Here is a 26,622-nt window from a genome sequence, read left to right on the forward strand (position 1 = left end):
GCCCAGACCATGACCCCACACCTGATGAAACTGCTGGGCCTGTCCGCCGCCCTTCTGGCGATCAGCCAGGGCGTGCGCGCCGACGAGGTGAAGGCCCCCACCTTCAGCGCCGAGCCGTGCTGCCAGCTGTGCCCTGAAGCGCACGACGCCAGCCGCTACACCACCCGTTACCAGCAGAACTTCACCACGCTGGTGCAGGCCAAGGGTGACTGGCTGTTCCGTACCCGCGAAGACCTGCGCACCGAGTTCAACACCACCCCGGCCGGCTACAAGCGCCTGCAACAGGTACACGATGCGTTCAAGAAGCGCGGCGTGGAACTGGTGGTGGTGTACCAACCGACCCGTGGCCTGGTGAACCGCAACATGCTCAACCCGGCCGAGAAAGCCGCCTTCGATTACCAAAAGGCGTTGGGTAACTACCAGGCCATGCTCAAGCGCTTTGCGAGCATGGGCTACAACGTGCCCGACCTGTCGCCGCTGACCAACGAACAGCTGGCCGCCGCCGACCAGGGCAAGGACTTCTACTTCCGTGGCGACCAACACTGGACGCCATACGGCGCCGAACGCGCCGCCAAAATCGTGGCCGACACCGTGCACCACATGCCGGCCTTCGAAGGCATCCCGCGCAAGGAATTCGAAACGAAAAAATCCGGGCGCATGGGCAAGACCGGCACCCTGCACAACGTCGCCGGCCAGCTCTGCGGCACCAGCTATGCGGTGCAGTACATGGACCAGTTCGCCACCGAGCCTAAAGGTGCCAGCGGTGGTGGCGACGACCTGTTCGGTGACGGCGGCAACGCGCAGATCACCCTGGTCGGCACCAGCCACAGTGGCAAGAACTACAACTTCTCGGGCTTCCTCGAACAGTACATCGGTGCCGACGTGCTCAACGTCGCCTTCCCTGGCGGTGGCCTGGAAGGCTCGATGATCCAGTACCTGGGCAGCGAGGAATTCCAGAAGAACCCGCCGAAGATCCTGATCTGGGAGTTCTCCCCGCTATACCGCCTGGACCAGGAAACCATCTGGCGGCAAATCCTTGGCCTGCTCGACGACGGCTGCGACGACCGCCCGGCCCTGATGAGCGCCAGCACCACCCTCAAGCCCGGCAAGAACGAACTGATGGTCAACGGCAAGGGCGGCGTGATCAAAGAGCTGATCAACCGCAACCTGCAGATGGACGTGAAGTTCGAAGACCCGTCGGTGAAGGTGTTGCAGGCCACCCTGTGGTACCTCAACGGCCGCCACGAAGACATCAAGCTGGAAAAACCGGAAACCTCCGACACCGACGGCCGCTTTGTCTTCCAGATGCGTGAAGACGAGGACTGGGCCAGCCAGCGCCTGCTGGCGTTCGAGGTGCAGGGGCCGGAAAGCGGCACCCAGAAAGTCGAAGCCAAGCTCTGCAAACGCAACAACTTCGCCGTGCCCGCGCACACCGCGCAGGCCGGCCAGTGAGGCGACCCATGACCACCTTCAAGCAAATTTTCCGCCCCGCCCTGCTCGCGCTGGCCCTGTTCGGGGGGGCCGCGCACGCCGCGCTGGTACCCCCCCAGGGGTACTACGAAGGGATCGAAAAGCTCAAGACAGGCGACGGTCATTTCCGCTGCGAAGCAACGCCTAAGCCGTACACCGGTGCGCTGCAGTTCCGCAGCAAGTACGAAGGTTCGGACAGTGCCCGGGCAACCCTCAACGAGGATTCAGAGCAGGCCTTCCGCGATTCCACCAAGGACATCACCACCCTGGAGCGTGGCGTGGCCAAGATGGTCAACCAGTACATGCGCGACGGACGCCCGGCACAACTCGACTGCGCCCTGACCTGGTTGGGCACCTGGGCGCGTGCCGATGCGCTGATGTCCACCCACTACAACCACACCGGCAAATCCATGCGCAAATGGGCGCTGGGCAGCATGAGTGGTTCGTGGTTGCGCCTGAAGTTCTCCAACTCGCAGCCGCTGGCGGCGCACCAGGCCGAGGCCGAGCTGATCGAGAAATGGTTCGCCCGCCTGGCCGAGCAAACCGTGCGCGACTGGAGCAACCTGCCGCTGGCGAAGATCAACAACCACAGCTACTGGGCCGCCTGGTCGGTCATGGCCACCTCGGTGGCGACCAACCGCCGCGACCTGTTCGACTGGGCCGTGAAGGAATACAAGATCGGCGCCAACCAGGTCGACGAGCAGGGCTTCCTGCCCAACGAGATCAAACGCAAACAGCGCGCCCTGGCCTACCACAACTACGCCCTGCCACCGCTGGCGATGATCGCCAGCTTTGCCAAAGCCAACGGTGTGGACCTGCGCAGCGAAAACAACTTCGCCCTGCAGCGTCTGGGTGAAGGCGTGCTGTACGGCGCTCGCGACCCTAAGCACTTCGCGGAACGCGCAGGCGAAAAACAAGACATGAAAGACCTCAAGGTCGACAGCAAGTACGCCTGGCTCGAACCCTGGTGCGCGCTGTACCAGTGCGTGGGCGACACGCTCGAACGCAAGCACGGCATGCAGCCGTTCGACAGTTTCAGGCTCGGCGGCAACCTGACCCGGGTCTATGACCCGAGCGCAGAGAGCAAGAAATGAGCTAACCCCTGTATGGGATCGGAACCTGTGGGAGCGGGCTTGCCCGCGAACAAGGGCGAAGCCCTTGCCATGCACCGCGAAAACTTCTTCGCGGGCAAGCCCGCTCCCACAGGGACCTAAGTTGCCTCCCGGTTTTGCACTGGGGGGTTTGGGGGGCGCTGTGCCCCGGATGCTGTGAACAAAAAGGAGAACCGGGATGGTCTTCTCGTCCAACGTGTTCCTGTTCCTGTTCTTGCCGATCTTCCTCGGCCTGTACTACTTGAGCGGGCAACGCTATCGCAACCTGCTGCTGCTGGTCGCCAGCTACATCTTCTATGCCTGGTGGCGGGTGGACTTCCTGGCCCTGTTCGCCGGGGTCACCCTGTGGAACTACTGGATCGGCCTTAAAGTCGGCGCCTCCGGCGTGCGCACCAAGCCGGCCCAGCGCTGGCTGCTGCTGGGCGTGGGCGTCGACCTGGCGATTCTCGGCTACTTCAAATACGCCAACTTCGGTGTCGACAGCCTGAACGCGATCATCAGCTCGTTCGGCCTGGAGCCGTTCATTCTCACCCATGTTTTGCTGCCGATCGGTATCTCGTTCTACATCTTCGAGTCGATCAGCTACATCATCGACGTGTACCGTGGCGACACCCCGGCTACCCGCAACCTCATCGACTTCGCAGCGTTCGTGGCGATCTTCCCGCACCTGATCGCCGGCCCCGTACTGCGCTTCAAGGACCTGGTCGACCAGTTCAACAACCGCACCCACACTCTGGACAAGTTCTCCGAAGGTTGCACCCGCTTCATGCAGGGCTTCATCAAGAAAGTGTTCATCGCCGACACCCTGGCGGTAGTCGCCGACCACTGCTTCGCCCTGCAATACCCGACCACGGGCGATGCGTGGCTGGGCGCGCTGGCCTACACCGCGCAGCTGTACTTCGATTTTTCCGGCTACAGCGACATGGCCATCGGCCTGGGCCTGATGATGGGCTTCCGCTTCATGGAGAACTTCAAGCAGCCCTACATCAGCCAGTCGATCACCGAGTTCTGGCGGCGCTGGCACATCAGCCTGTCGACCTGGCTGCGCGACTACCTGTACATCACCTTGGGCGGTAACCGCAAAGGCACCTTCAACACCTACCGCAACCTGTTCCTGACCATGCTGCTGGGCGGCCTGTGGCACGGCGCCAACTTCACCTACATCATCTGGGGCGCCTGGCACGGCATGTGGCTGGCCATCGAGCGTGCGCTGGGTATCGACACCAATCCGCAGCGCTTCAACCCGGTGAAATGGGCGTTCACCTTCCTGCTGGTGGTGGTCGGCTGGGTGATCTTCCGCGCCGAAAACCTGCACGTGGCAGGCCGTATGTACGGCGCCATGTTCAGCTTTGTCGACTGGCAGCTGTCGGAACTCAACCGCGCCAACCTCACCGGCCTGCAAGTGGCAACCCTGATCATTGCCTACATCACGTTGGCGTACTTCGGCCTGCGCGACTTCTACCGCAATGCCAAGCCGACGCCCAAGGCTACCCCGGTGCAAGTCAACGCTGACGGCTCGATCGGCCTGGACTGGACCCGGGTGATGACCCGCGCCCTTGTGCTCCTGCTGTTCGTGGCCTCGATCCTCAAGCTTTCGGCGCAAAGCTACTCGCCGTTCCTGTACTTCCAGTTCTGAGGCCGATGACATGAACCGTACTTTACGCATCACCTATTCACTGTCGTTCCTCGGCTTGCTGGTGGGCATGGGCGTGTGGTCCACCGGTGGCCTGCAAAGCTTCCAGCGCACCGAGCAGATGACCGTGCTCAACGGCAAGCTGGCCAAGGCCGCCGAAACCCACTACGACGCCGAATTCCCCATCAAGCGCCTGGGCACCAACCTCTGGGCCGCGTTGGACTTCAAGCTGTTCAACGAAGGCCGCCCCGGTGTGGTGCTGGGCCGCGACCAGTGGCTGTTCAGCGACGAAGAGTTCAAGCCCACTGCCGGTGCCGAGCAACTGATGCAGGAAAACCTAGCGCTGATCCGCGGCGTGCGCGACACCCTGCAGCAGCACGGCAGCCAGCTGGTACTGGCCATCGTGCCGGCCAAGGCGCGTATCTATTCGGAATACCTGGGCAAGGAGCAACCGGCCAGCCTGCACGACGACCTGTACAACCAGTTTCATGCCCAGGTGCGCCAGGCCAACGTGTTCGCCCCGGACCTGCAAGCGGCCATGGAACAAGCCAAGGCCCGTGGCCAGGTGTTCCTGCGCACCGACACCCACTGGACGCCGATGGGCGCCGAAGTGGCAGCGCAGGCGCTGGCTGAAGCCGTAAGCCGACAGAACCTGCTCAACGGCGAGCCGCAAACCTTCGTCACCGAAGCCGGCAGCACGGCGCCGTACAAAGGCGACCTGACCAACTTCCTGCCGCTCGACCCGCTGTTCAGCAACCTGCTGCCAACCCCGGACAACCTGCAACAACGCACCACCCACCCGGCAGAAGCAGCGGCTGAAGGCGACGACGCCCTATTCGCGAACAACGAAATCCCGGTAGCGCTGGTGGGCACCAGCTACAGCGCCAACCCGCACTGGAACTTCCTGGGTGCGCTGCAACAAGCCCTGCGCAGCGACGTGGCCAACTACGCCGAAGACGGCCATGGCCCGCTGCTGCCAATGCTCAAGTACCTGCAAACCGATGCCTTCAAGAACGCCGCACCGCAAGTGGTGGTGTGGGAGTTCCCCGAACGTTATCTGCCCATGAAAAACGACCTCAGCAGCTTCGACCCGCAGTGGATCGCGCAGCTGAAGAACACCCGTAAATCCGAAGAAAACCTGGCCTTGTCGTCCACCCGGACGAACCACTGAACGATAGAGAGGAAATGCACATGACTACCAAGACTTCCATTGCCAAAGCCCTCACCCTCGCGGCCGGCCTTTCCCTTGCTTCGATGCAGGCCTTCGCCGGTGCCGACGCCGCCCTGTATGGCCCAAGCGCGCCGAAAGGTTCGACCTTCGTGCGCCTGTACAACGCCGCCAGCGCACCCGCTGCCGCTTCGGTCGGCAACACCCAGATCAAACAGGTAGGCGCTCAGGCCAGCAGCGACTTCAGCTTCCTGCCAGGCGGCGACTACACCGCCCAGGTCGGCGGCAAGAGCGTGCCGGTGAAGCTGGCCTCGGACAAGTACTACACCCTGGTCAACAGCAGCAGCGGCAACCCCCAGCTGATCGAAGAACCGCCTTTCAAGAACAAGCAGAAAGCCCTGGTGCGCGTGCAGAACCTGAGCGACCAGCAGCTCACCCTGAAAACCGCCGATGGCAAGACCGAAGTGGTCAAGCCGGTGGCCGCCAACGGCCGTGGCGAACGTGAAATCAACCCGGTGAAGGTCAACCTGGCGTTGTTCCAAGGCGACAAGAAAGTGGGCGACGTGAAACCCGTCGCCCTGGAGCGCGGCGAAGCCGCAGTGCTGTACGTAACGGGTTCCGGCAACGCCTTGTCGCCGGTGTGGGTAACTCGCCCCGTGGCTAGCAACTGATCCCTCTGCCTATTAACGACTATTGGAGAAACATGATGATCCCGGTAATTCTTTCTGGTGGTAGCGGTTCGCGTCTGTGGCCTCTGTCGCGCAAGCAGTTCCCCAAGCAGTTCCTGGCCCTGACCGGCGAACACACGCTGTTCCAGCAAACCATCGAGCGCCTAGTGTTCGAAGGCATGGACACGCCGATCGTGGTCTGCAACAAGGACCACAAGTTCATCGTTCAGGAGCAGCTGGCGGCGCTGAAACTGGAAACCCAAGGCATCCTGATGGAGCCGTTCGGCCGAAACACCGCACCCGCCGTGGCCATGGCCGCCATGAAGCTGGTCAACGAAGGCCGCGACGAGCTGATGCTGGTGCTGCCCGCCGACCATGTGATCGATGACCAGAAGGCCCTGCAACGCGCCCTGGCTCTGGCCACCGTGGCCGCCGAGCGTGGCGAGATGGTGCTGTTCGGCGTGCCGGCGACCAAACCGGAAACCGGCTACGGCTACATCCGCTCCAGCCAGGACGCCCTGCTGCCCGAAGGTGTGGCGCGGGTTGCCCAGTTTGTTGAAAAGCCCGACGAGAAACGCGCCGCCGAGTTCGTCCAGGCCGGTGGCTACTTCTGGAACAGCGGCATGTTCCTGTTCCGCGCCAGCCGCTTCCTCGAAGAACTGAAAAAGCACGACGGCGACATCTATGACACCTGCGTGCTGGCCCTGGAGCGCAGCCAGGAGGATGGCGATGTGCTGAGCATCGACGAAGCCACCTTCGCCTGCTGCCCGGACAACTCCATCGACTACGCGGTGATGGAAAAAACCCAGCGCGCTTGCGTGGTGCCGATGTCGGCCGGCTGGAGCGATGTGGGCTGCTGGTCATCGCTGTGGGAGGTGCACGAGAAGGACGAGGATGGCAACGTCACCAAAGGCGACGTGGTGGTGCAGGACAGCCGCAACTGCATGATCCATGGCAACGGCAAGCTGGTGTCGGTGATCGGCCTGGAAAACATCGTGGTGGTCGAGACCAAGGACGCTATGATGATCGCCCACAAGGACAAGGTCCAGGGCGTGAAGCAGATGGTCAAGACCCTGGACGAACAGGGCCGCACCGAAACCCAAAACCACCTGGAAGTGTATCGCCCGTGGGGCTCGTACGACTCGGTGGACATGGGCGGCCGCTTCCAGGTCAAGCACATCACCGTCAAGCCGGGCGCCAGCCTGTCGCTGCAGATGCACCACCACCGTGCCGAGCACTGGATCGTGGTGTCGGGTACTGCCGAGGTGACGTGTGACGAGAACGTGTTCCTGCTGACCGAGAACCAGTCTACGTACATTCCGATTGCCTCGATCCACCGCCTGCGCAACCCGGGCAAGATCCCGCTGGAGATCATCGAAGTGCAGTCCGGGAGTTACCTGGGCGAGGATGATATCGAACGTTTCGAGGATGTGTACGGACGAACCTCCACACCCGTCGAGCGTGGTGTTTCAGTGAAGACCATCGCGCAGTAAGCAACACCGAGGGCCGCTTTGCGGCCCTTTCCCATTTCAGGCTACGATGGTCAGACAGTGCGCAACCAAGGTCTGCCCGCCCCATGATCATCGGTGCCTTCCTCATTCTTACCTGGCTGGTGCTGCTGTTGCGCTACCCGGCCAAGGCCCTGCCGATTTCGCTGGCTGCTGTGTGCGGCCTGGGTTTGGTGGCGTTGTTTGTCGTCTGGCAGGACAACCGCGAAACCTCACGACTGGCCCGCCTGGACTTGCGCCTCGTTTATGCCCCCGAACAATGCCCTGCCGACCGTGCGTTGCAAGTACGCATGAAAAACGGCAACAAGGTGCCGCTTACCGAACTGCGCTGGCGGGTGGCGGCGTATGCGCCGGGCGATACCGTGAACCTGGCCGAGAACACCTACAACGCCCCACGCTATCGAGGGCCGGGTGAATTGCAGCCAGGGGCCGAGTGGAAAGACTGCCTGCCATTGCCACCGCTGCGCTCCGGGTACCGGCCGCAAACGCTGGAATTCCGTGCCGAACACCTGCAAGGCACCTTCGCCAATTAATCAAAGGCCTCCCCCCATGCCCACCGTTCTGATCACCGGTTGTTCCAGCGGCATCGGCCGCGCACTGGCCGACGCCTTCCGCGATGCCGGCCACACCGTCTGGGCCACTGCGCGCAAGGCGGAGGATGTTGAAGTGTTAAGCGCCGCCGGTTTTACCGCGCGGCAGTTGGACGTAAATGACAGCGAGGCCCTGGCCCGCCTGGCCGAGGAGCTCGAAACCCTCGACATCCTGGTCAACAACGCCGGCTACGGCGCCATGGGCCCGTTGCTCGACGGTGGCGTGGACGCCCTGCGCCAGCAGTTCGAAACCAACGTGTTCGCCGTGGTGGGCGTAACCCGCGCGCTGTTCCCGTTGCTACGCCGCTCACGAGGAACAGTGGTGAACATCGGCAGTGTTTCCGGTGTGCTGGTCACACCGTTCGCCGGTGCCTACTGCGCCTCGAAAGCCGCTGTACATGCCTTGAGCGATGCTTTGCGCCTGGAGCTGGCGCCGTTCGGTGTGCAGGTGATGGAAGTGCAGCCGGGCGCGATTGCCTCGCAGTTTGCCAACAACGCCCAGCGCCAGGCGGAGCAGGTGCTGGCGGCGGATTCGGCGTGGTGGCCGTTGCGTGAGCATGTACAGGCACGGGCGCGGGCTTCGCAGGACAAACCGACTTCGGCGGCGGTGTTTGCCCAAGGCGTACTGGCGGCCGCTGGTAAGTCACCGGTACCCGCTGTGGTGCGGTTGGGGAATGGCAGTACGGCGCTGCCGCTGATGGCCCGGTTGCTGCCTCGGCGGGTGCTGGATTGGGCGTTGCGCAAGCGGTTTGGGCTACTGCGGCCGCTGTGAGTTTTGGGCTGCCTGTACCGGCCTCTTCGCGGGCAAGCCCGCTCCCACAGGATCCCACCAGGCCCTAGGCCTGCGCTGTACCTGTGGGAGCTGGCTTGCCGGCGATGGGCCGGACAGCGGCCCCGCTTTTTATGCTTTCTTCACCGGCTGCTCATCAAACGCCTGCCAGCCACCCCCTAGGGCCTTGTACAGCCCCACCAGCGCCTGGGACACCGCCGCCGAGCTGTCGATCCACTGCTCCTCGCTGGCCAGCAATGCACCCTGCACCGTCAGCACATTGAGAAAGTCCACTGCCCCTTCCACATACTGGCGCTGGGCGGTTTCCAGGGCGATGCGGTTCTGCCTCACAGCCTCGGCCAAGTGGTCACGGCGCAACTGGCTGGCGTTGTACAGGCGAAGCACATCGTCGATCTCATGCCAGGCGCCCAGCACCACCTTGCGGTAGTTCAGCGCCGCTTCCTGCTGCTGCGCCTCGCGCAGTTCCAGGGTGCCCTTGAGCCGGCCACCCTCGAAGATCGGCAACGACAACTGTGGCCCGAAGGCAAAGCGGCGCGAATCCCAGCCGCCGAAATCAGACAACTGCATGGCCTGGAAACCGACGCTGCCCGACAAGCGGATACTCGGATAGAAATCAGCCTTGGCCACCCCAATGCTAGCCGTGGCGGCATGCAGGCGGGCTTCGGCCTGGCGGATGTCCGGGCGGCGCTCGGCCAGTTCGGACGGCAGGCCGATGGCAAACTTCTGCTGCGGCGCGGGTAGTTCACCGCCTCGCAGCAACTCAGTCTGGAGGCTGCGCGGCGGTTCGGCGGCGAGCAGGCTGAGGGCGTTGATCAAGTCATCGCGCCGGGCCTCCAGGCTTGGCAGGCGGGCTTCGATAGAAGCGACCTGGGCACTGGCCTGGGCCACGTCCAGACGCGTGGCGACACCTTCGGCCTGGCGATCTTCGGAGAGCTTCAGGCTGTGTCGGGCGACCTTCAGGTTGTCCTGCGTCACATCAAGGGTGTGCTGTACAGCACGCAACTGGATGTAGTTGCCGGCGGTCTCCGACAGCAAGGCCAGCAGCACCCCACGGCGGTCATTCTCGGCCACTTCGACCGTGGCATCAGCAGCCTCCACCTGGCGCCGCACGCGGCCCCACAGGTCCAGTTCCCAACCGGCCACCAGGTCGCCCTGCCAGAGGTTGTAGGCCTCTTTGCCCGCCTTGCCAGACGGGTCGCTCAGGCCTTCGGCGCTGTTGCGGGCACGGCTGTAGCCAGCGTTCGCGTCTACCGACGGCACTTCATCAGCCGCCACGGTGCTGCGCAAGGCGCGGCTTTGCAGCAAGCGGGCACTGGCCATCTGCAGGTCGAGGTTGCGTTCGGCAACGCGCTGGATCAGCGCACTGAGCTGTCCGTCATGAAAGGTTTCCCACCAGCGCAGCTCCAGCGGTTCGGCTTGCGGCTGGCTGGGTGCTGCCTGGCCTTGAACCGGCGCCCACTGTTGCGGTGCCTGGCTGTCGGGGCGCAGGAAGTCCGGGCCCATCGTGCAACCGGCCATCAACACAGCCAGCAGCAAGGGGCTCAAGCGTAATGCAGGTTTCATCGTGCGCTTACCTCTTTGCCATCCAGCTTGTCGCCACGGGTATCGATGGTCGCCTCCACCGACATGCCCACCCGCAAGCGGGAGAGCAACGGCTGCCCGTCATCGAACACGATCTTCACCGGGATGCGCTGCACAACCTTGGTGAAGTTGCCGGTGGCGTTGTCTGGCTTGACCGCAGCGAAGGTCACGCCGGTAGCCGGGGCGATACTCTCTACGTGGCCTTGCAGCGTTTCACCGGAGAAGGTGTCAACGCTGATACTCACCGGCTGCCCCGGCTGCACATGGGTCAGCTGGGTTTCCTGGAAGTTGCCGACCACATAGGCCTGCTGCAACGGCACCACCGATAACAGGCGTGCGCCGGGATTGACGTAAGCGCCCACGCGCAGGGCGCGCTCGCCGACCATGCCATCCACCGGCGCCGTGATGCGGGTGTAGGACAGGTCGAGCTGTGCCTTTTCCACGCCGGCTTCGGCACGCTTGAGCTGGCCATCGGCACTGGCCACCTGGGCGGTGAGGATGTCCACTTGCTTACGCGCCGCCACCAGCGCCGCCTGGGCATTGGCCAGGCGAGCGCGGGCTTGGTCGACGCCGCTGCGTGCCTGCTGGGCATTCTGAACGGTACCAGCGCCCTGCTCGGCCAGGCGGCTGTAGCGGTTGACTTCATGGTCGGCGAACGCTGTTTCGGCCTGGGCCGCTTTCACCGCCGCCTCGGCCTGGGCAATCAATGCGGCCTGGCGCTCGAGCGTGGCGCGGGCATCGGCACTTTGCGCCTGAGCCACCAGCAACTGGGCCTGAGCGGCATCCAGGGCGGCCTGGTAGTCACGGGCATCGATGGTCGCCAGCAACTGGCCTGCCGAGACCTGCTGGTTGTCTTCTACCCGTACGTCCTTGATGAAGCCTGCCACCTTGGGCGCGACTACGGTGTAGTCGGCAATGACGTAGGCATCGTTGGTGCTCTGGCGGTGGTCGCTGCCGAACATCCAGGGGCCGACAATGCCAGCCAGAACGGCCACGGCCAATACCGAGCCAATGAACAGGGTTTTGCGGTTGTTGGTCATTTCAGCGGTTCTCGAATTCATCCAGGGTTCAGGCCACCGCACGCGGCGGGTAGACCCGGGTAGGCACGAAAGGAATCAGGCAGATCAGGGCCACGGCGATGCCAGCCATGACCAGGTAGAGGTCGGCGGAGGTCAGCACCAGCGCCTGGTCGTGAATACGCCGGGCCAGGCCCGCAACGCTGTCGTCGACCAGCGGGGCGTTGCCCAGGCTGTCCACCAGGTGATTGGAGTGGAAGTGCCGGCGCAGGGTGCCAAGTGCATCCAGCAAGCCACCCGCGATGACTGCAGACAGGCCTTTGACAGTGTTGAACCAACTGGAGGCGAACGGGCCTTCCTGTGGGGTCATCCCGTTGGTGGACAGCATCAGCAGTGGCAGCACCGCCATGGGCTGGCCGAACACCTGCAACAGGTAGAACGGGTAGAAGTCGCCACGGATCCACTCGCTGGTCAGCAGGCTGCTGCCGACACATGACACCGCCAGCATCGCCAGGCCGATGCCCAGCACCCAGCGGCAGTCCACTGCGCGGATGTTGCACAGGGCTGCCGTCAGCGGCAGGGCGATCAGTTGCGGCATCGCCACCAGCATCATCAGCGGGCTGGTCTGTGCCGGGCGGTATCCCTGGATCTGCGCAAGGTACGCCGACGGGATACTGCCCACGCCCGACAGTACGATCAACACGCCGGCCAAGGTCACCAAGGCGAAACTCAGGTTGCGCCGCTGCAGCATGCGCAACTGGAAAAACGGCAGCGGCTCGGACCATTCGTTGAACATGAACAGCACCAATAGCAGCAGGCCACCACCCAGCAGCCAGCAGATCAGCGGCGAATCGAACCAGCCCCAACGGTCACCCAGCGACAGGCCCAGCACGATGCAACCGATGGCGGGCAGGCCCAGCAACACGCCGCGCCAGTCGAACTGCTTGAAACGCTCCAGGCGCAGCGGGTCTTGCGGAAGGCCCCAGCCCACGCAGACGATGGCCAGCGCCGACGGCAGGATGATCTGCCAGAAGGCCCATTGCCAACCGACGTACTCGGTCCATAGCCCCGCCAGCGGCGTGCCAAGGTTGGGGCCGAAAGTGGCGGTCAGTGCATAGCAGGCCAGGCCATAGACCTTGATGCCCGGCGGCAGAAAGCGCAGGGCCACGCTCATCAGCATCGGCGGCAACGCACCCGAGGCAAAGCCCTGGAGTACACGCAGCAGCATCAGGCTGTGCAGGTTGGGGGCGAACGGCTGCAGCAGGCCAAGCACGGCGAACAGGCCAATGGCGCTCATGGTGAAGCGCCGCAGTGAGAAGGTGGTGGCCAGCCACGGCGCAAAGGCCATGGCCGAGACCGAGGCGGCGCTGTACACCGCCAGCAGCCAGGCGCCTTCATCGGCACCGATGCCCATGGCTCCGCGGATATCGGCCAGGGAAATCTTGGTGACTGACTCGTTCAGGCCCGCGCACAGCACGGCCAGCAATACACCGAACAGCCCCACCACCACCTGCACGCCGAACGCCGTCTGCGCAGGTGCCACCGGCGCGGGGGCGGCGGCCAACGCCGCAGAGGGTGCGGTCAGGGAACTCATGAAATTACATCTCCAGCAACCATTTCGAGGCTGGAGCAAGTTTAAGAAGGTCGAATGCTGACGAAAACTGACTTGTTGGCAGTTTTATATTGTGTCAGACGCAATCGTCAGCAGCGTCACGGATCAATACTGCCGCACGCTTTCAACGTCTGGCGTAGCCAGCGATGCGCGGGATCGTTATCGAATCGCGGGTGCCATGCCTGCTTCACATTGACCTTTTCCAACGTCACGGGGATCTCGAACGAGCGCAATGGCAACTTCAACCGCTGCACACTGTTGAGGATATTGGCCGGTATCGGCAGGATCAGGTCTGAATCGGGCAACGAAAACATGGCCGAGTGGAAGCTGGTGGTGATCAGCGCTACCCGACGCTCCACCTTGTGGTTGGCCAGCGCCACATCGATCGGCCCATTGGCGCGGCCACGCCGGGATACGCTGATCTGCGGGTAGGCGGCGAAACGCTCAGGGGTGATCGGGGCGTCGAAGATCGGGTGCCCCACACGCGCAAGGCCCACGAAGTAGGTGTTGAACAGGCTCTGCACCTTGATTTCCGGGCCCAGCACAACGGCCGAACTGATGATCAGGTCGATATGCCCGTTGCGCAGCACCGCATCATCGTCACCACTGCCCTCCGGGACGAACCGCAACACCGTACGCGGCGCCTGGGCCAGCATCATGCGCAGGAGCTGGGCGCCGTACAAGGCAATGAACAGATCATTGGTGCGAATATTGAAGGCACGGTCCAGGTTCACCAAGTCGACATCGTCTCGGCTGCGGAACACCTGCCCGGCCTGCTCTACCAGCCTATGCACCTGCTCGCGCAGGGCCAGCGCCCGTGGCGTCGGTACCAGGCCACGACCGGCACGCACAAGAATCGGGTCGCCCATGGCCTCGCGAATACGCCCCAAGGTCCGGCTCATCGCCGCCGGGCTCAGGTTCATGCGCTGTGCTGCGCCGACCACGCTGCCCTCGTCGAGCAGGGCATCAAGGGCGACGAGCAGGTTCATGTCCGGGAGTTGCATGGCCGTTTTCCGTGGCAGCTGTGGGAATGGTGATGGTAGCAGGTTGGTGGATTGCACCAGACGCAATGCGCTCGTGCGTGGCGGGGCATTTATTCGATGGTCGGGTTCGGCCTTAAATGCAGCATTGGCAGGCCCGCGAAGAGGCCGATCCTGTAAACACATCAGCCAAGGATCCAGCATGCCCTCCCCAGTCCTGATCGCCATCGACGCCTCCCCAGCTTCCAGCGCCCTGCTCACCCTCGCTCGCCGCTACTGCCGCCCCGGCGAACACGAACTGCACGTATTGCTGGCCATCGACTCCACCTTCGCCGTCCACGACCAACCCGCGCCCTACACCGCTGAAGAACTGGAGGAATACCCCGCCGCCTGCGAGGAACAGCAACATGCCGACCACGCTGTGGCCGAGGCCGTGCGCGCGTTGCAGCAAGCCGGCTTCGCCAGCCAGGGCTGCATGGTGGCCGGGCAACCGGTCGAAGTGATCGTGACCAAGGCGCAGGAGCTGAACTGCGAGCTGATCATCATGGGCCACCGCCACCTGTCGCGGCTGGGGCGGTTGCTGGACCCGTCGATCAGCGCGAAGGTGATTGATCGGGTTAAGGTGCCGGTATTGGTGGGGGCTGCGGGTGAATGACTTGAGAGGTGTACCGCCTGGTAGATCGAGCGCCGCCCGTGCGGCGCATCGCGAGCTACGCTCGCTCCTACGTTTGTTTCAGGCCAATTTATCCTATGGGATCTGCACGCGAACGCCTTGGTGAATGGCTCGATATTGAGTTGTACAAACAAGGCGGTCGCGCTCGCCTGCAACAGAATTGACTGGCCCGAAATAAACGTAGGAGCGAGCGTAGCTCGCGATGCGCCGCGCGGGCGGCGCTCGATCTTCCACGTTACATATCTCTCAAGGCGTATTCGGCTTCACCACCACCGTACACGTCGTCCCCGCCGCCAGCAAAAACCCTTCCGGCACTTCATCGATGTGAATCCGCACCGGCACACGCTGCGCCAGCCGCACCCAGTTGAAGGTCGGATTCACATCGGCAATCAGCTCACGGCTTTGCGGGTTGTCGCGGTCGTAGATGCCGCGGGCGATGCTCTCCACATGGCCCTTGATGCGCTCGCCGCTCATCATCTGCAGCTCGGCCTGGTCGCCCACTTTCACGTGTGGCAACTTGGTCTCTTCGAAGAACCCGTACACCCAGAACGAGTTCTCGTCGACCACCGCCATCACCGCTTCACCGGTACGCGCATAGTCGCCCTTATGGATATTCAGGTTGGTCACATAACCGTCCACCGTGGCCACGATGTGGGTGCGCTTGAGGTTCAGTTCGGCGGCAGCCAGTTCAGCCAGCGCCTGCTGGTAATCGGCCTGGGCGGAGTTGGCGATGTTGCTGGCGTCGTCGCGGTTTTCCTTGGAGATCACCAGGTTGTCCATGTCGGCACGGCGCTTGGCGTTGACCTTGCGCATTTCCCAGGTCGCCTTGCGCGAGGCGACCAGTGCCTTGGCCTGGTCGACGGCCAGTTGGTAATGCTCGGGGTCGATCTGGATCAGCAGGTCGCCCTTCTTCACCCGCTGGTTGTCCTTGACCGGGACGTCCACCACGTAGCCGGGCACGTCGGCGGCGACGTTGATGATATCGGCACGCACGCGGCCGTCGCGGGTCCAGGGCGTGGTCATGTAGTGCAGCCACAACTGGCGACCGATGGCCACGGCGGCGACCAGCACCAGCAGGGTGGCGATCAGGCTGAAGAACTTTTTCATCGAAGGATTCTCACCAGTAGACAGTAAGCGCCATGGCGCCGAACAGGCAGACGAACAGGCTCAGACGCAGCAGCGCCGGGTGCCAGAAGAAGCGGTAGCCATCATGGCTGGCGATGAACCGGTCCAGGCCCCAGGCCAGGCCCAGGGCGAACAGGAACATCAAGGTCATGGTGGGCATGTACACGCCATGGAAGGCGATTTCACGGGGCATGGTGCAGTCCTTTCGCCGGCGCCAGTGGCGACTGTGGGTCAAGCAGGGAAGAACGGATGAAATGCAGGTAGCTTTGCGCACGGCGCAGCACCGAGGTATCGAAGTGCCGGGCGAACGGCTCGTCGGTGGCTTGCACGCGGGCGATGGCGTGGTCCACCGCCACCAGCGCACGTTCGTGGTTGCTGGCGCTGGGCTGCAAGAACAGCCTTGCCAGCGCGCGGCCCATCACGCGGATGGCCTGGCGCCACGGTTGTGACTCGGCGTAGGCCGGGTGCACCGGCGCACGGGCCTGCTCTTTGCGCAGCTCGATGACGGCGTGACCGATTTCCAGCACGGTGAACATCCACCCCATCAGCTGGCTTTGCACCTGCGGCTTGCCGGCCGCCAGACCGTAGGCCTGGTGCAACAGGTCGCGGGTGCGGCTTTCGAAGGCCGACCCCAGGCCGCGTAGGCGGCCGCTGATGGCGAACAGCACTTGCTCACGCAGTTCCTGCTCCAGCCGGCTCCACAGCCAGCGGCTGTTGGGCGGCAGGATGATCGCGCCAGCAGCAGCGCAGACGAACATGCCGATGACCATGCCGATGTAGTCGTTGATGAACGTGTAAGGGTCATACACCGTCAGGTTGTTCGGCACCGAACCGATGGCGAAGAACACCAGCAGGCCCAGGCCATAACCGGCGTAAGCCGGGCGCGAGGCAAGGAACGCGCCGAGCACGAACACCGGCGCCAGCACCATGCACAGCAGCGGAAAACCGTCGATCCAAGGGAACACGAAGAAGGTTTCGAAGAAGCCGACAAAAGCGCCGATAGCCGTGCCGCAAGCCATCTGGAACGACATGCGTTTGGGGTTCGGCGAAGCCGCCGAAAGGCCCACGGTAACGGTAGCGATCAAGGTCATCATGGCGCCGCTGGGCCAGTCGCTGAGCAGCCAGTAACTGCCCAGCAGCAACAGCACCGCCGAGGCACGCACACCGGCGGCCAGCGACACCAGCCAGCTGGTCTGTGCCACATAGGGCTCGTCCCACTGTTCACGCTCGTGCCTGTGCGCCGCCAACGAAGCGTGGGTTTCGGCATAACTGAACATTTCGTCGACAAAGCGGTACAGCAGCTCGAACGCCGTATGGAAGTCGAGCAGGTCGGCCTCGCTGGGTTCGGTCGCCAGGTACTCAGCGCGCAGCCCGCGCACCTGGGCTTGCAGGCCTTCCTTGTAGGCGGCCAGCTCCAGGGTCAGGCGCAGTGCATCGGCATCGGTCAACGCCCGGCCCACGTAGGGCTGTAACAGCTCCACCAAGGTGTTCAAGCCCGGTTCGATGGCACTGACGATCTGCAGGGGGCCACGGGCACGCAGGCGTTCGAGCAAACGGTGCAGGGCATTGAAACGTGTGGTGATGGCCATGAACTCGCTGTTCATGCGCACCAGCCGGCCACTGCGGCGGCGCATGTGCGGGTCTTCGAAGGCGGTGACGTTGCGCAGGCTCTCAAGGCCCACGGCTTCGGCGACAAAGCGCACGTTGCTGCTTTCGAAACGGTCTTTCTGGCTGTCACCGCGCAGGGCTTCCACCACCACCCCGGCGAAGACGCCAAAGCGCTGATACAGGGCGTTGCGCATGGCGGCACTGGCCGACTGCGGCAGGATCGCGGCACTGACGAAGGTCGATACCAGAATGCCCAAGGCAATTTCCAGCACCCGCCATACCGCTGCCATGAACGCCTGGTCCGGGTGCTGCAGCACCGGCAGGCCGATCATCGCTGCGGTGTAACCGGCCAGCACGAAGCCATAGGCGCGGAAGGTGCGGTAGCGCATGGCGCCGGCCGAGCACAGGCCCACCCACAAAGCCAGGCTGGGCAGGAACAGCTCGGTGTTCTGCGGGAAGATGGCGATCAGCGCCACCATCATCGCCGAGCCGGCCAGGGTGCCGAGCACCCGGTAGAAGCTCTTGGCGAACACATGCCCGCTTTGCGGCTGCATGACGATGAACACGGTGATCATGGCCGTGCGCGGTTGCGGCAGTTCCAGCCGCATGGCCAGCCATAGGGTGATGAACGCGGCAGCCAGCACCTTGAAGATGTAAACCCAGGTCACACCGTCGGTGCGCGCCCAGGCAAAGAAGCCCCGGCGCCATTCCAGGCTTTGCAGCCAGCGCACGGGCAAACTGGAAGTGCTCATTCGGCGTTATCCGGCTTCTTGTCGAAAATGGCCAGGGTGGCCGGGGTGGCCGGCGCGGCCTGGCGTTCCTCTTTCGGCACATCCTGCCCGGCCTGCAGGCCACCGCCCAACGCGGTGACCAGCTCGGCATGGGCGATCAGGCGTGCGGCCTGCACCTGCTGTTGCACTTGCTGCTGGCGGAACAGCAAAGTCTGCGCATTGAGCACGTTCAGGTAATCGGTAAGACCCCGCTGGAACGCGACCATGGCGATGTCGTAGGTTTTCTGCGCAGCAGCAACGGATTCGGCAGCGAAATGCGATTGTTCTTTCATCGACTCGCGGCGGATCAGCTGGTCGGAGATATTCTTCAGCGCGCCAACCACGGTCTGGTTGTAGCGCGCCACAGCTACGTCATACCCCGCCGAGGCCACGCCCAGCTCCGAGCGCAGGCGGCCACCGTCGAAGATCGGCAGGCTGATGGCCGGGCCGACGTTGTAGTTGAACTTGCGCCCGGTGAGGAACTCCAGCGGGCCGCCGCCGGTGGCCATGAAACCCAGGCTGCCGACCAGGTCGACGTTGGGGAAGAAGCCGGCATGAGCAACGTCGATGCCACGCGCCTGCGCGGCAACCTGCCAGCGGCTGGCAACCACGTCAGGGCGCTGGCCGACCAGTTGGGCAGGCAGGTTGGAGGGCAGTTTCAGCGGCGCGGCCAGGGCCAGGGTCGGGCGCTGCAACTGTGCGCCCTCCCCCGGCCCCTTGCCGGCCAGCGCGGCCAGTTGGTTACGGGTCAGGGCGATTTCTTCGTTGAGGCTGTCGAGCTGGCGGTGGGTTTCCGGCAGCGGCGCTTCGGCCTGGCTGACTTCGAAATGGGTGCCGATGCCCGCGTCCAGGCGGCGCTTGGCCAGGGCCAGGATCTGCTCTTGCTGCTGCAGTTCGGCCTTGACGATGTCGCGCTGGGCAAAATGCAGGCTCAGTTGGATATAGGCCCGCACCACATTGTTTTGCAGTTCCAGCTGCGCCTGGCGGGCCTCAGCCACACTCATGTGCGCCTGGTCCACGGCCTGCTCGCTGGCATTGCGTTCGCGGCCCCACAGGTCGAGGGCGTAGCTGAAACCGAAGGCGGCGTTATTGTCCCAGGTGTTGGCGCCAGACAGCGCGCCAGGGCCGTAGAACTGGTCTTCAGGCCAGTTGTGGCGCTTGAGCGTGGCCTGGCCATTGACCTGCAGTTTTTCCGCCGACTCGACCACACCCGCCATGGCCTTGGCTTCGCGCACCCGCGCGGCGGCCATGGCCAGGCTTGGACTGCCGGCTACGGCCAGGGCCACCCAGCGGTCCAGCTGGGGGTCGCCATAGGCGTGCCACCACTGCTGGTCGGGCCAGTGGGCATCTGTCGCGGCTTCGCGTATGGCCGCGTCGGTAGTCAAGGTATTGGCTTGCAGCGTCTTGCTTTGCGGGGCGATGCCCCAGGTTCCGATACAGCCACTCAAGGTGAGGGCAAGGGCACAGGCACTGAACGCATTGAGCGTTCTGATGATGCGACGCGGCACAGCTGCGATTTCCCGAGGAAGAGGTGAAGGGGCCGGGCAATTCTAGGGGGCGGCAGCACTGGCGATAAGCGCAGATTCCTGCGAATCTTTGTTACCAAAACAGCGATAATCCGCCTTTGGTCGAAGGCAACTTTTCAGCTTTTTATCGTTACTTCGTGACACAATTTTGTCCTCTACATCGAGAGTGACCCATGGACACCCTGCAAAACATGCGTGCTTTCAGTTGCGTAGCCCAGCTAGGCAGCTTCACCGCTGCGGCGGCACAACTGGATACGACCACCGCGAACGTGTCGCGGGCGGTCTCCAACCTGGAAGCCCATCTGCAAACAAGGCTGCTCAACCGTACCACCCGCCGCATTGCGTTGACCGAGGCCGGCAAGCGCTACCTGATGCGTTGCGAACAGATTCTTACCTATGTGGAAGAAGCCGAGGCCGAGGCCAGCGACGCCCATGCGCGCCCCGCAGGGCAGCTGAAGGTGCACTCCATGACCGGGGTGGGCCAGCACTTCGTGGTCGATGCCATTGCCCGCTACCGCGAATCGCACCCGGACGTGACCTTCGACCTGACCATGGCCAACCGCGTGCCCGACCTGCTCGACGAAGGCTATGACGTGTCCATCGTGCTGGCCACCGAACTGCCCGACTCGGGGTTCGTGTCCCAACGCCTGGGCATCACCTACAGCATCGTCTGCGCTTCGCCCGGCTACATCGCCCGCCACGGCAGCGCGCAAAAGCCGGCCGACCTGCTCAAGCACGCCTGCCTGCGCATGGTCAGCCCGGTGATCCCGCTGGAAAAGTGGCTGTTCGACGGGCCGGAAGGCCAGGAGATGGTCAACATCACCAGCTCGCCGTTCATGGTGAACACCGCCGATGCCATGAAGACCGCGATCCGCAGCGGCATGGGCGTGGGCGTGCTGCCGATCTACTCGGCCATCGACGGCCTGCGTGATGGGAGCCTGGTACGGGTGCTGCCCGAGTACCGCCTGCAGGAGCTGAACCTGTACGCCATCTACCCGTCGCGGCAGTACCTGGATGCCAAGATCAAGACCTGGGTCGAGTACTTGCGCAATTCCCTGCCGGAGATTCTCGCGGCCCATGAGGCGGACCTGAAAACCCATCAGGTGCTGATCGCCAACTAGTAGCAGCTGCAAGCCGCAAGAAAAGGCAGACCGGAGCAGGTACGGCTTTTTCTTGTGGCTTGAAGCTTGTAGCTTGTAGCTTTTCTTGTGGAAGTTGCCCGATGAAAAAGACCGTCCTGGCCTTCAGCCGTATCACCCCGGCCATGGCCGAGCGCCTGCAGCAAGACTTCAACGTGATTTTGCCGAACCCCAAGCTCGGCGACATAAACGCCCAGTTCAACGAAGCCCTGCCCGAGGCCCATGGCCTGATCGGCGTTGGCCGCAAGCTCGGTCGCGCCCAGCTTGAAGGCGCAGGCAAGCTGGAGGTGGTGTCCAGCGTGTCGGTCGGTTACGACAACTACGACCTGGACTACTTCAACGAACGCGGCATCGCCCTGACCAATACCCCGGATGTGCTGACCGAAAGCACCGCCGACCTGGGCTTCTCGCTGATCATGGGCTGCGCCCGCCGTACCGCCGAACTGGATGCCTGGACCAAGGCCGGCAACTGGCAGGCCACCGTGGGCCCGGCGCACTTTGGCAGCGATGTACACGGCAAGACGCTGGGTATCGTCGGCATGGGCAACATCGGCGCAGCCGTTGCCCGCCGTGGTCGCTTTGGCTTCAACATGTCGGTCATCTACGCGGGCAACAGCCGTAAAACCACGCTGGAGCAAGAGCTGGGGGCGCAGTTCCGCAGCCTGGAGCAGTTGCTGGCAGAAGCGGACTTCGTCGTGATCGTGGTGCCGTTGTCCGAGGCCACCCGCAAGTTGATCGGTGCGCGAGAGCTGAAGCTGATGAAGCCGAGCGCTTTCCTGATCAACATCGCGCGCGGGCCGGTGGTAGACGAAGCGGCGCTGATCGAAGCGCTGCAAAACGGCACTATCCGTGGGGCTGGCCTGGATGTGTACGAGAAGGAACCACTGAGCGATTCGCCGCTGTTCAAGCTGCCTAACGCGCTGACCTTGCCGCACATCGGCTCGGCTACTGCCGAAACCCGAGAGGCCATGGCCAACCGGGCGATAGACAACCTGCGTGCGGCACTGCTGGGTGAGCGGCCGCGGGATCTGGTGAATCCGCAGGTTTGGAAGGGCTGATAGATATTCGTTGCCTGTACTGGCCTCTTCGCGGGTAAACCCGCTCCCACAGGTATTGCACAGGTCCTGAGGGCTGTGGTGTACCTGTGGGAGCGGGTTCACCCGCGAAGAGGCCGGTGCAGGCAGCACATTACCTATTTGGCCAGCACAACGTCCTCAGCCACCCGAGCCTTGGGCTTGCGAAACACCAGCACATTCCCCGCCATCACCGCCACCAGCCCCAACAAGGCCGGCGCAGTCCACTGATACCCCTCGGCCACCGCCGACACATTCAGCGCCACCAACGGGAACAGCACCGTGCAGTAAGCCGCCCGCTCCGGCCCCATGCGCCCGACCAGCGTCAGGTAGGCCGTGAAGCCGATCACCGAGCCCGGTATCACCAGGTACATCAACGACCCGATATAGCGGGTGTTCCATTCCATGTCGAAAGGAATACCGCTGGCCAGGCAATATACCGCCAGCATCATCGCCCCGTAGACCATGCCCCAGGCATTGGTGGTCATGGGCTTGAGCCCGGCCTTCTGCTGCATGCTCGACAGCATGTTGCCCGCCGAGAAACACAGCGTGCCGAGCAAGGCCAAACCAAGGCCGTACAAGGTTTCACGGCTGGCCGCATGGTGCGACAGCTCTGGCCAGAACAGCAGCCCCAGGCCGAGCAGCCCAAGCGCACCGCCGCCCAGTACATTGGCGGCGATTTTCTGGCCGAAGAAAATCCGTGCGTTAAGTGCGTTCCACAGCGTCGCAGTAGAGAACACCACGGCGATCAGACCGCTGGCAATCCACTGGCTGGCAGTGAGAAAGCACATGAAATTGACGCAGAACAGGCACAAGCCCTGGGCCAGGCAGATCTGGTGGCCGCGGCGGTTCATGGGTTGCAGGCGGCGGGTGAGCAGCAGGATGGCGAACAGGATCAGCCCGGCCAGGGCAAAGCGGTAAACGATCGAGACCGGGATGGCGACCCCCCCCAGCTGGAGCTTCAGGGCGATCCAGGTGGTACCCCAGATCAGGACGGTGAGCAGGTACAGTGACAGGTTCATGGCGGTGGTTCCTTGGCCTTTCAAGATCGGTGCCCGGCGCTTCGCGGGCAAGCCCGCTCCCACAGGGATCGCCAGTGTTCTTCCGATCAGCGTTTGCCCGCTTGCACAAACTTGCGCTTTTCTTGCCCTGATGGATGTCACTCGACCACAGCCGCAGTACGATGACAGGCAAGAGGATTCGCCCATGACCCCACTCACGCAGCTGCAAGTGTTCAACGCCATGCACGCCTCGCCCCACGCCCGGCTGGAGCTGAGCGCGCACCTGGGCGATGGGCTGGCGGCGGCGTTGTGGAGCAACCGGGATGATGCCCGCGATTATCAGGCACCGACCCATCACACCCTGTCGTGCTACATCGCCGACGGCACCGGCACTTTCCGCCGCCAGCGCCCGGCCGACAAGGGCGCGCCGGGCAAGCTGTGCGTGATGCCGGCCGGGCAGGAATCGAACTGGGTGGTCAATGGTGGAATCCGCCTCGCGCACCTGTATCTCAGCGAGGCGCAGTTCGCCTTGGGTTGCGTGCGCCTACTCGACCGGGAGCCGCGTGAACTGCAGTTGCAGGAAGCGACCTTTCTCGACGACCCGCCACAGGCCGCGCGCTTTCGCCAACTGATTACCCTGGACTGGGACGAGCCCGGCGAGCGCCTGCTGGCCAGCAGCCTGGCACACGAGATTGTCGACCATGCGCTGCTCAGCCAGGTCGGGCTGCGCCAAGGCCTGCGCCTGAAGGGCGGGCTGGCGCCAAACCTGCGCCGGCAGATGGTCGAGTACATCGAGGCGCACTTGGACCAGCCGATTACCCTGGGTGAACTGGCCTTGCGCTGCAACCTGTCCGAATACCACTTTGCGCGCATGTTCCGCACCAGTTTCGGGCTACCGCCACACCAGTACCTGCTGGCCCGGCGGCTGCACCGGGCTTGTGGGCTGTTGCGGCTGGGGGAAATGCCGCTGGGGGAAATTGCCTTGATGTGCGGGTTTGCCAGTGCCAGCCATTTCAGCAACCGGTTTCGCCAGGCCATTGGAGCAACACCTGGCGACTATCGAGCGGCCTTCGCTGACTAGAACTCCAGGGTGCTGGATAAGCTGACCTGCCGCGCATCCCCAATCGCCACAAAGTACTGGTTCACCGCCGAGCTGTAGTAGACCTTGTCGAACAGGTTCTTAACATTCAGCTGCAAGCGCACGTTGTGCTCATCCAGCTTGGTCTCGTAGCTGGCGAACGCATCGGCCACGGTATAGGACGGCAGGTCGAAGGTGTTGGTCGAGTTGCCCGTCCGCTCCCCCACATAACGCGCCCCCGCGCCCATACGCAGCTTGTCGCCCCCGAACAGGCTGCCGAAGTCGTACACGGCCGACAGCGAACCGCTGTGCTTGGCCACATTCTGCAAGCGGTTGCCTTGCAGGGCCGGGTCCTTAGTGACCTTGGCGTCCGTGTAGGCGTAGCTGCCAATCAGGCTCCAGTGCTCGCTCAGCTGCCCCGTCAGGTCGAGCTCCACGCCACGCGACCTGACCTCGCCGGCGTTGCTGTACACCGTCTCTTTGGTGGTGGCATCAAAGTTGGAAACCAGCACATTGCGCTTGGTGATGTCGAACAGCGCCAGGGTACCGGTCAGGCGGCCGGGCATGTCTAGCTTGGCGCCCAGCTCCCACGACTTCCCTTCCTCGGGTGCAACCGACGCGTCCAGCACCACGCCGCCCGTCAGCGGCGCGATGCTGGAGTTGGGCTTGAACGACTCGCTGTAGCTGCCATAGAACGACAGTTGGTCATCGAACTTGTAGACGATGCCGGCATGCGGCACCCAGGCTTGGCCGCTGTTATCGGTATTGGCCGTGAACGGACGGCCACGGCCTGCGTACTGGTCGAATTGCTGGAATCGGGCACCGGCCACCAGAATCCAGTGATCATCCAGGTGCAACGCGTCCTGCACGAACACAGCATCGGTGCGCAGCTTGTCGGTCTGGTCGCTGTCACTGGCTCTTACTGTGGTGCCTTCCACTTCCTGGCCGTACACCGGATTTACATAGCTGAACGTGGACTGCGCAGTCTGGCGGATCAGATCACCGCGAAAGATCTTGCGGTCTTCATGATCAACGCCGAACAGCAGGTCGTGCTGCATACCGGTCACTTCCACGTTGCCCGCCAGGCTCAAGGTGGCGAACTGGTCACGGCTCATGGCGTTGTGGGTGCCATCGATGCTTCGCGACAGTGTGCCGGTCTCTTCATTCACGCCCGTGACGCGTACCTGGCTGGCATCGTAGGTCTCACGGTTGAAGCTGTAGCCAAAGTGCAGCTTCCAGTCATCGGCCAGTTGGTGGTCGACTTCCAGGCGGTACAGGTCAGACCGCCCTTCCATGTCGTTGAACGGCTCGTCCAGGCGCCGGGTGGCGGGGATGTTCAGCGGGTGGCCGTTGTTGCCGAACGCGGTGCCGCGGTCGAAGGGCGAGCGAAACTCGCGGTGCTCGTAGGCCAGTACCACCTGGGTGTCTTCACCTAGCCAGGCCAGCGACGGCGCCACCAACGATTCGCGGTGCACGCCGTAGTTGCGCCAGTAGTCTTCGTCTTCGTGGTCGACGATCAGGCGGTAGGCGAAGTTGCTGTCGCCCAGCGCGCCGGTGCTGTCGAACCCGCCGCCACTGCCGTTCTTGCCGCTGCCGTAGGTGGAGCCACGCACGGTCAGGGCGTTGTATTGCTCAAGTTGCGGGCGCTTGCTGACCACGTTGATCACCCCGCCCGGGTCCTGGATGCCGTACAGCAGCGAGGCCGGGCCCTTGAGCACCTCGACCCGCTCGGTGCTGGCGTTGAGGCTGCGGCCCTGCACGATGGGCATGCCATCGCGCATGATCGAGCCGTCGCGGTTGTCGCCAAAACCGCGCTTCATCACCGTGTCGGAGGTGCCGCCGAAGTTGTTGCCCTGGGTGATGCCACTGACGTTGTAAAGGGCATCGTCGAGGTTGCGCGGGGCCTGGTCGCGGATGACCTGAGCCGGTACCACGTTGATGGCCTGGGCAATGTCCTGGTTCGGGCCCTGCCCGCGCATGATCGAGGCGGTGGCCGGCGGTTGATAGCTGTACACGTCCATTTGCGAGGTCACGGTGGTGGCCTGCAGGTTGAGGGCGCCGGAGGTGTCTGCGGTTTCGAGGGTCAGCGTGCGTGCATCGACGCGGCGCCAGGCCAGCCCGGCGTTGCCCAGCAGCTGTTGCAGGGCCTGTTCGGCGCTGAATCGGCCGTTCAGTGCCGGTGCCTGCACACCCGGCAGTTCCAGGGTGTAGACCACGCTCTGGCCGGTGGTGCGGCTGAAGGCGTTGAGCGCCTGGGCCAAGGGCTGGGCCGGCTGGGCGAAGGCATAGGTCTGCTGTTGCTCGGCGGCACTGGCCAGGGGAGCGACAGCAACGGCCGGGAGCATGGCAAGGCCGAACCAGAGAGGGACGCAACGCGGGGTGAACTTCATGGACGCTGACCTGTGAGAGGGTGATGACTGCGAATGAATCGCACTTCCACTCATTACACGGATGCCACGTCCTGTTACCTCACCCGTTGATTGAAAAATATTTTTGCCTGC

General features: G+C 63.6%; 22 protein-coding genes. 12 read left to right on the forward strand and 10 right to left on the reverse strand.

The window, feature by feature from the left end:
* Window positions 1-9 precede the first annotated feature (9 nt).
* The 8 genes from ACF8R4_RS00440 (at window position 10) to ACF8R4_RS00475 (ending at window position 8,921) form a co-directional block, all read left to right on the forward strand.
* A complete protein-coding gene (locus ACF8R4_RS00440) occupies window positions 10-1,452 on the forward strand; it encodes an alginate O-acetyltransferase (protein ID WP_060499768.1) in 1,443 nt (480 codons plus the stop codon).
* Window positions 1,453-1,460: 8 nt separating this feature from the next.
* Complete coding sequence (locus ACF8R4_RS00445; RefSeq protein ID WP_060499767.1) at window positions 1,461-2,564, forward strand: mannuronate-specific alginate lyase; 1,104 nt, start codon at window positions 1,461-1,463, stop codon at window positions 2,562-2,564.
* A 196-nt stretch (window positions 2,565-2,760) separates the two neighbouring features.
* A complete protein-coding gene (locus tag ACF8R4_RS00450) occupies window positions 2,761-4,218 on the forward strand; it encodes an MBOAT family O-acyltransferase (protein ID WP_392491447.1) in 1,458 nt (485 codons plus the stop codon).
* 10 nt (window positions 4,219-4,228) lie between these two features.
* A complete protein-coding gene (locus tag ACF8R4_RS00455; protein WP_060499765.1) occupies window positions 4,229-5,386 on the forward strand; it encodes an alginate O-acetyltransferase in 1,158 nt (385 codons plus the stop codon).
* Between the two features lie 20 nt (window positions 5,387-5,406).
* Complete coding sequence (locus tag ACF8R4_RS00460; protein WP_016713514.1) at window positions 5,407-6,054, forward strand: alginate O-acetyltransferase AlgF; 648 nt, start codon at window positions 5,407-5,409, stop codon at window positions 6,052-6,054.
* Between the two features lie 35 nt (window positions 6,055-6,089).
* Window positions 6,090-7,544 (forward strand): mannose-1-phosphate guanylyltransferase/mannose-6-phosphate isomerase, encoded by a 1,455-nt coding sequence (locus ACF8R4_RS00465; protein ID WP_028698625.1) that lies wholly within the window; start codon window positions 6,090-6,092, stop codon window positions 7,542-7,544.
* 83 nt (window positions 7,545-7,627) lie between these two features.
* Window positions 7,628-8,092 (forward strand): hypothetical protein, encoded by a 465-nt coding sequence (locus ACF8R4_RS00470; protein WP_025753977.1) that lies wholly within the window; start codon window positions 7,628-7,630, stop codon window positions 8,090-8,092.
* Window positions 8,093-8,108: 16 nt separating this feature from the next.
* Window positions 8,109-8,921: an SDR family oxidoreductase gene (locus ACF8R4_RS00475; protein ID WP_060499762.1), complete on the forward strand. Its 813-nt coding sequence runs from the start codon at window positions 8,109-8,111 to the stop codon at window positions 8,919-8,921.
* Between the two features lie 129 nt (window positions 8,922-9,050).
* Here the strand turns inward: ACF8R4_RS00475 and ACF8R4_RS00480 are convergent, their stop codons facing one another.
* The 4 genes from ACF8R4_RS00480 to ACF8R4_RS00495 form a co-directional block, all read right to left on the reverse strand.
* The gene (locus ACF8R4_RS00480; RefSeq protein WP_060499761.1) at window positions 9,051-10,502 is read right to left on the reverse strand and encodes an efflux transporter outer membrane subunit; all 1,452 of its coding nucleotides are present in this window, start codon (window positions 10,500-10,502) and stop codon (window positions 9,051-9,053) included.
* Window positions 10,499-11,560, reverse strand: a complete 1,062-nt coding sequence (locus tag ACF8R4_RS00485; protein WP_060499760.1) for an HlyD family secretion protein — start codon at window positions 11,558-11,560, stop codon at window positions 10,499-10,501. The genes ACF8R4_RS00480 and ACF8R4_RS00485 overlap by 4 nt, the downstream gene beginning before the upstream one ends.
* Window positions 11,561-11,588: 28 nt before the next feature.
* The gene (locus ACF8R4_RS00490) at window positions 11,589-13,130 is read right to left on the reverse strand and encodes an MFS transporter (RefSeq protein WP_060499759.1); all 1,542 of its coding nucleotides are present in this window, start codon (window positions 13,128-13,130) and stop codon (window positions 11,589-11,591) included.
* Between the two features lie 116 nt (window positions 13,131-13,246).
* Window positions 13,247-14,152: a LysR family transcriptional regulator gene (locus ACF8R4_RS00495; RefSeq protein ID WP_060499758.1), complete on the reverse strand. Its 906-nt coding sequence runs from the start codon at window positions 14,150-14,152 to the stop codon at window positions 13,247-13,249.
* Between the two features lie 178 nt (window positions 14,153-14,330).
* Between ACF8R4_RS00495 and ACF8R4_RS00500 the strand changes: the two genes are divergently transcribed.
* The gene (locus ACF8R4_RS00500; RefSeq protein WP_060499757.1) at window positions 14,331-14,783 is read left to right on the forward strand and encodes a universal stress protein; all 453 of its coding nucleotides are present in this window, start codon (window positions 14,331-14,333) and stop codon (window positions 14,781-14,783) included.
* A gap of 264 nt (window positions 14,784-15,047) precedes the next feature.
* Here the strand turns inward: ACF8R4_RS00500 and ACF8R4_RS00505 are convergent, their stop codons facing one another.
* The 4 genes from ACF8R4_RS00505 to ACF8R4_RS00520 are packed head-to-tail and all read right to left on the reverse strand — an operon-like array spanning window position 15,048 to window position 19,812.
* Entirely contained in the window at window positions 15,048-15,908 is an 861-nt protein-coding gene (locus ACF8R4_RS00505) for an HlyD family secretion protein (RefSeq protein ID WP_156868101.1), read from the reverse strand.
* Between the two features lie 10 nt (window positions 15,909-15,918).
* The gene (locus tag ACF8R4_RS00510; RefSeq protein WP_009685040.1) at window positions 15,919-16,119 is read right to left on the reverse strand and encodes a DUF1656 domain-containing protein; all 201 of its coding nucleotides are present in this window, start codon (window positions 16,117-16,119) and stop codon (window positions 15,919-15,921) included.
* A complete protein-coding gene (locus ACF8R4_RS00515; protein ID WP_016713501.1) occupies window positions 16,109-18,286 on the reverse strand; it encodes an FUSC family protein in 2,178 nt (725 codons plus the stop codon). The genes ACF8R4_RS00510 and ACF8R4_RS00515 overlap by 11 nt, the downstream gene beginning before the upstream one ends.
* A complete protein-coding gene (locus ACF8R4_RS00520; RefSeq protein WP_104833393.1) occupies window positions 18,283-19,812 on the reverse strand; it encodes an efflux transporter outer membrane subunit in 1,530 nt (509 codons plus the stop codon). Before ACF8R4_RS00520 ends, ACF8R4_RS00515 begins: the two co-directional genes overlap by 4 nt.
* A 191-nt stretch (window positions 19,813-20,003) precedes the next feature.
* On the opposite strand from ACF8R4_RS00520, the gene ACF8R4_RS00525 reads away from it, so the two are divergent.
* Both ACF8R4_RS00525 and ACF8R4_RS00530 read left to right on the forward strand, forming a co-directional pair.
* On the forward strand, window positions 20,004-20,951 hold the full coding sequence (locus ACF8R4_RS00525; protein WP_016713499.1) for a LysR family transcriptional regulator: 948 nt from the start codon (window positions 20,004-20,006) through the stop codon (window positions 20,949-20,951).
* Window positions 20,952-21,052: 101 nt separating this feature from the next.
* Window positions 21,053-22,027 carry a D-glycerate dehydrogenase gene (locus ACF8R4_RS00530; RefSeq protein WP_156868102.1) on the forward strand — a complete coding sequence of 325 codons (975 nt, stop codon included), beginning with the start codon at window positions 21,053-21,055 and terminating at the stop codon, window positions 22,025-22,027.
* A 134-nt stretch (window positions 22,028-22,161) separates the two neighbouring features.
* Here the strand turns inward: ACF8R4_RS00530 and ACF8R4_RS00535 are convergent, their stop codons facing one another.
* Window positions 22,162-23,064 (reverse strand): DMT family transporter, encoded by a 903-nt coding sequence (locus ACF8R4_RS00535; RefSeq protein ID WP_104833395.1) that lies wholly within the window; start codon window positions 23,062-23,064, stop codon window positions 22,162-22,164.
* A 184-nt stretch (window positions 23,065-23,248) separates the two neighbouring features.
* Here ACF8R4_RS00535 and ACF8R4_RS00540 point away from each other — a divergent pair, with 184 nt between their 5' ends.
* Window positions 23,249-24,124 carry a helix-turn-helix domain-containing protein gene (locus ACF8R4_RS00540; protein ID WP_392491451.1) on the forward strand — a complete coding sequence of 292 codons (876 nt, stop codon included), beginning with the start codon at window positions 23,249-23,251 and terminating at the stop codon, window positions 24,122-24,124.
* Here the strand turns inward: ACF8R4_RS00540 and ACF8R4_RS00545 are convergent.
* On the reverse strand, window positions 24,121-26,511 hold the full coding sequence (locus ACF8R4_RS00545) for a TonB-dependent siderophore receptor (RefSeq protein WP_392491453.1): 2,391 nt from the start codon (window positions 26,509-26,511) through the stop codon (window positions 24,121-24,123). The genes ACF8R4_RS00540 and ACF8R4_RS00545 overlap by 4 nt on opposite strands.
* Window positions 26,512-26,622: the final 111 nt, after the last annotated feature.

The organism is Pseudomonas sp. FYR_2, from assembly GCF_043106425.1.
Taxonomy (GTDB): domain Bacteria; phylum Pseudomonadota; class Gammaproteobacteria; order Pseudomonadales; family Pseudomonadaceae; genus Aquipseudomonas; species Aquipseudomonas monteilii.